The following is a 6,168-nucleotide window of genomic DNA, read 5'->3' as shown; positions in this document are numbered from 1 at the left end:
GAGAACTTCACCGTGCAGTCAGTGGATGGCACCACGCACACAGTGACAGTGGTGATCAACGGCACCAATGACTTGCCAACCTTGTCTATCTCCAATGGTGCAACTGTTTCCGAAGAGGGCTTGCCCAACGGCATAGTCGATAACAGTGGCAACCCGGATACCACGGATGCCAAGAGCATGTCTGGCACTATCTCCGTCGGTGATGTGGACAGCAGCAGCGTGGCTGTTTCACTGGGTGGACCGGCAGGGCTGACCTCCGGTGGCGCCGAGGTGAAGTGGAGCTGGGATGCCGGCAGCAAGACGCTGGTTGGTTATACCGGCACTCTGGGAAGCGACGGCTACAAGGCGGTGGTCGAGGTCAAACTGACCGCACCGAACGCCAGCGGCAAGGGCGATTGGGCCTATGATCTGACCCTCAAGGCGCCGCTTGACCACCCGGTCAAGGGCCAGGAGGATTCCCTGTCGTTCCAGCTGGACGTCAAGGTCTCCGATAGCAATGGCACGACCACAGGCAAGCTGAATGTCACAGTCGAGGATGATGCGCCTATCGCTGGCGATGCCGCGGCCGTATCCGTCATCAAGACCAATATTCCTGACACCCTGACCGGCCTGTTTGATCTGACCAAGTACAGTGGCAGCAATCAGACGACCCTGAACGTGTCAGGCTTCAGCATCACGGCGCTGGGCTTTGCCTCGTCAACCAGCTCGGCGCTGGTCACGGCCAATGTCAATGGCTCCAGCTCCGGGCTGGGGGTCTCCAGCGTGGGCTCGCCCAATCACAACCTCCCCAACGAAGTTGATTTCCGCCACTTTGCAAATGGCACCTCGGCTTCCGAGCAGCTCACCATCAAGCTGGATGCGGGCAAGGTTGCCTATGGCGCCAATATCAAGTTCAGCCAGATGTTTGGTGGCGAGCTGGAGAGCGGCGTGGTCGAGTTTTATCGCGGTGGCGTGTTGATCGGCACCCAGACCTTCAGCTCCAATGCTGCGGGTGGCGACTATGCGGGCAATTTCCAGGTGCAGCAGGGTGGCTTCGATACCATGGTCATCAAGGCCACCAACAATGGTAACGGTCTGTACGCCGACAACAGCGACTTCACCGTGAAGAGCATCGAGTTCCTCGGTGCCACCACGGCGCCAGCCATCGCTTACGGTTCCGGCTCCGTCACTCCGCAGTGGGGGGCAGATGGCAAGGGCTATATGCAGCTGCTTGGCTCCAACGAGACCGGGCTGACCACTGCCACCGGCAAGCTGATCACCACCACCATGGAGTCGGCCAATACCCTGATAGGTAAGGCCAGCGATGGCACCCTGGTGTTCCGTCTGGAATTTACTCCGGCCACCGGCAAGTGGGAGTTCTTCCAGTACCAGAATATGTCCAGGCCGCTGGGAGACGGCGACATCGACTTCCAGATCAAGGTGGTGGATGCGGATGGCGATTCCAGCCTGGGCTCTTTCGCGACCAAGCCACTATTCACTCCGATAGTGCAGTCGGTGTCCAGTGAGAACACAGTGGAAGGCGGCAATCTGCTGCATACGGTGGCCCTGTCTGACGCGACCCAGGAGGCTACCCAGTATGACTTCGCCATTGGGGGCAGCGGTAGCAACCCGGCTTCCAGCCTTGATTGGGGCACAGCCCAGTTCAGCAATGGGGTGACCTACAACAGCGCCACCGGCAAGATCACTGTGCCGGCCGGGGTATCCGGCTTTACCGTGACCATACCGACTGTGAACGATCGCCTGGTCGAGGCGAACGAGACCCTGACGGTGACCGTGGGTGGCCAGAACGGCACGGGTACCATCATCGACAACGACCGTGCTCCTGTGACCACGGGTGGTCACAGTGCCGGGACGGAAGACACGCCGCTGGTACTGAAGTGGTCCCAGTTTGGTGCCAGCGATGATCAGGCCGCGTCTGATCTGAGCGTGCAGATCAATACCCTGCCGCAAAATGGCAAGCTGGAGTATCTCAATGCGGCCGGTCAGTGGATTGCCGTGAAGGCGGGGGATCTCATCTCCTACGCTGATATCGACAGTGGCCATCTGCGCTTTGTACCCGGTCTCAATGAATCCAGCACCAGTGCCGTCAATGGCAACGGTGCGACCACGGGCAACCAGCAAGGGGACTACGCCAGCCTGGGTTACCAGATCAGCGACGGTGCCAACCTGAGCAACTCAGGCAAGCTGGTGATCGACATCGCTGCCGTGGCTGACAAACCTGTGGTGGATATCAGCCTGACCGGCAATGGCATACCGCTCTATACCCAATACCCGTCGTCCGGTATCTCGACCGGTGCGTTCCAGAGCGGCAACTTCAACAAGGGCAGCTTCGACATCACCAATAGCCTGACCGACAGTACCTCCAGCCCGGATCAGGTGGTGGGCGGCAACGGTAACGACTATATCGTCAGCGTGAAGGGTGGTGGTGATCACTTCATCGGTGGCCTGGGCAATGACGTGCTGGTCGGTGGCAACTCTGTCTCGGGCGATACGCTTGATGGCGGCGTGGGCAACGACATTCTGGTGGCCGGGCTGGGTGGTGACACCCTGTTTGGCGGCGCAGGTACAGACCTGGCCGTACTGATGGGCTCGCGCGCCAACTATGTCATCGAGCGCAGAAGTGATGGCGGCTTCAACTTCCTGGTGAAGGAGAATGGCACCACCATCAGCAAGTCGCTCTACGATATCGAGCTGGTTCAGTTTGATGACGGTATCTACCAGTTTAACCAGACCGATGGCACTTTGACGGCAGTACAGCCCAGCGTGGTGGATTATCCCCTCGAGATCAGTGCCTCCCTTGCCGATCGAGATGGCAGTGAGCAGCTCGACAGCCTGGTGCTGAGCGGAATGCCGAGTGGTGCGACCCTGTATCAGGGCGGCACTGCGCTGGGAACCGTCGGTGCGGATGGCAAGTTGACGCTTACTGGCCTTTGGAACCAGAGTGCGCTGGACGTCAAGCTGACCGGTCTGACCCTGCGGGTGCCGGGCAGCAATGCGGGTCAGTTTGACCTCAAGGTGGAGGCCATCGCCAAGGAGGTGGTGACCGACCAGACCAGCAGCGCATCGGATCAGGATTCGATCCGCATGAGCTACTTCCTCCCCACCGAAGGGGAGCCGGGCGATCAAAACCGCGTCTACGGCAGTGAGCACAATATCGTGGTCGGCGACCTGGACGGCAGCGTTGTGCTGCCAGGCCAGAACTACAACATCGCCTTTATGGTCGACAGCTCGGGCAGTATCGGCACCAGTGCCATGAATACCATCAAGAGCCAGCTGGCTCAGGTATTTGCAACACTCAAGACCAGTGCTGGAACTGAGGGCGCGGGCAAGGTCAACATCTTCCTGGTGGACTTCGACAGTCAGGCCAACAAGTCCATCAGCGTGGATCTGAAGGATCCGAATGTCTTGACCAAGCTGCAGACAGTGATCGACAGCATGGATGGAAGTTATTGGAATGGTGGGGCGACCAACTACGAGGATGCACTCAAGACTACCTCCAACTGGTTCAACAGCGACACAGCCAAGAACAACACCAATTCGAAGAACTTGGCATACTTCATTACCGATGGAGCCCCCAACACCTATTACGACTATGAAGACACCAATCCTATCGTGAATACGAAGACCAACGAGCGTCTCGATTCGTTCGTCAACGTCAACAACTATGTGCCGGGTGAAGTCTTCTACGCCAACATAGGTGGCAGCAACAGGGTTCTGATCGATGCCAATGGTAGGGTTCAGCAGTGGTCGCAGGGCAATAACAACAAGTGGGGCTCGATGCCCATCGGTACTCTGAAGGCGCAAGGGGACGGTACCTTCGAGATTTCGACTTCCTACGACAACAATTATTGGGCGTTGCAAAATGCACTTGCCGTGTTGCCACTCCTGCTCGCCAATGGTGTGACGCTGGAGGCCATCGGGATTGGCAGTAACGTCTCCATCGATACCCTGAAGCTGTTTGACAGTGACCAGATCGTGCAGTCCAACGTGTCTGCCAACGATCTGGCCAACGCTATCTTGGGTACTTCGGTGAACAACTTGCCGGGCAGTGACCGGATCGATGGCGGTGCCGGTGACGATATCCTGTTCGGTGATGCGGTTCACTTCGCCGGTATCAACGGAGAAGGCTACGCGGCCATCAAGCAGTACGTGGCTGGCAAGCTGAGTGCCGGTTCTGTGACCGATGCCCAGGTTCATGACTACATCACGGGCCATGCAGCCGACTTCGATCAGTCCTCCACCAATGACAAGGCGGATGTGCTGATCGGCGGGGATGGTAATGACATTCTGTTCGGTCAGGGTGGCAACGACATTCTGGATGGTGGTGCCGGCAACGACATACTGTTCGGCGGTGCCGGTGACGACATGCTGCTCGGCGGTCTGGGCGATGACCAGCTCTATGGTGGTAGCGGCAACGATACCCTGTATGGTGGCGCTGGCAACGACACCCTGAGCGGCGGTCTGGGCAACGACATTCTGGTCGGTGGTCTGGGCAACGACATCCTCAAGGGGGATGCGGGGGCCGATATATTCACCTGGCAGCAGGGGGATACCACGGCAGGCGCCATCGCCAAGGATTACGTGGTCGACTTCTCCAAGGCTGAGGGTGACAAGCTGGATCTGAGCGATCTGCTGGATCACGATGGTTCCCACAACCAGACTGATCTGAAGAGCCTGCTCTCTGTGTTCCAGGACAGCGAGGGGGTGCACTTGCAGGTCAAGGAGACCAGCACGGCCCCGGTGACTCAGGAGATAGTGCTGATGAACCACACGTTCGACAGCCTCACCGGCAGCGCGGCGTCCACCTCTTCCCAGGTGATCGACTACATGCTGAGCAACAATCTGCTGGATATCGACAAGTAATCCCGTCAGGGCAGCGCAACAAGCGGCAGAGCAATCTGCCGCTTTTTTTATGGCTGGTTATCGGGGGTATGGATGCTGATGGCGGTGCTTTTGCCTCGGATATCAAGGAAGTGCCCCACACAGGCAGCCCTGGGTGCGGTCGAGCGGCCAGTTTGCTATTGATAAGTGTGAAGAGAGTCCGGCCTTGAGCCGAATCTCGCTTTTTTTCATCAAGTTCAGTCATCATCTTGCCGACATAGGATAAGAATACGGGTCGTGTTGGGATTCTGACCCTTCTATACTATGGCGAGACTCGGGAAACGGACGTAAGGGCTTTATATGGCGAGCATATTGGATTCAGTGGATCAACGTACCCAGCTGGTAGGGGAGAACCGTCTGGAGTTGTTGATGTTCCGTTTGGGATCCCGACAGCTGTTTGCTATCAACGTGTTCAAGGTGCGGGAAGTGGTCAAGCTGCCCCATCTCAACAAGATGCCGGGGGCGCACCACAACATCAGCGGGGTGGCCAACATCCGTGGCACCTCGATCCCGGTAATCAACCTGCGTAGCGCCATCGGTATGCGCGCCATGCCCATCGACAGCGAGTCCAACCTCATCATCACAGAGTACAACCGTACCATTCAGGGCTTCCTGGTGGGGCAGGTGGCCCATATCGTCAACATGACCTGGAAGGACATACTGCCGCCGCCGCGCTCCGCCGGGCGGGCGAACTATCTGACCGCCATTACCCGCATTCCCGAGGACGGCGTCGACCAGATCGTCGAGATCATCGACGTGGAGAAGGTGCTGGCCGAGATCATCACCTATGACATCCGCATCTCGGAAGAGGTGCTGGATCGGGAGATACTGCCCGAGATGCATGGTCGCAAGGTGCTCATCGTCGATGACTCCAGCACGGCCCGCAATCTGGTGCGGGAAACCCTGGGTCAGCTGGGTCTGGAAGTGATCGAGTGCCAGGATGGCCTGCAGGCGCTCAATCTGCTCAAGGGGTGGTGCGATGCGGGCAAGAAGGTGACTGACGAGATCCTGCTGATGATCACGGATGCAGAGATGCCGGAGATGGATGGCTACCGGCTGACCCACGAGATCCGCAGCGATGCCCGCATGTCCGATCTCTTCATCACCCTCAATACCTCCCTGAGTGGCAACTTCAACGAAGCCATGGTCAAGAAGGTGGGGTGTGACCGCTTCATCTCCAAATTCCAGCCAGACCTGCTGGTCGGGGTGGCCCAGGAGCGGCTTCGCCAGATACTGGAACGCTGATGCTCATGCAAACAAAGATCCCGCCTCGGCGGGATCTTTGTT

2 protein-coding genes are annotated in these 6,168 nt (G+C 58.2%); both read left to right on the top strand.

Translation table 11 applies throughout. The features are described from left to right. Positions 1 to 4,863: type I secretion C-terminal target domain-containing protein (locus BN1128_RS17165; RefSeq protein WP_042870961.1), on the top strand; the 4,863-nt coding region annotated here is incomplete at its 5' end. Positions 4,864 to 5,181: 318 nt separating this feature from the next. Beyond that, positions 5,182 to 6,126: a chemotaxis protein CheV gene (locus tag BN1128_RS17160; RefSeq protein ID WP_042870959.1), complete on the top strand. Its 945-nt coding sequence runs from the start codon at positions 5,182 to 5,184 to the stop codon at positions 6,124 to 6,126. Positions 6,127 to 6,168: the final 42 nt, after the last annotated feature.

The organism is Aeromonas piscicola, assembly GCF_000820005.1.
GTDB lineage: Bacteria > Pseudomonadota > Gammaproteobacteria > Enterobacterales > Aeromonadaceae > Aeromonas > Aeromonas piscicola.
The sequence above is the reverse complement of the archived record's forward strand: the minus strand, read 5'-3'. Positions and strand labels throughout refer to the sequence as shown.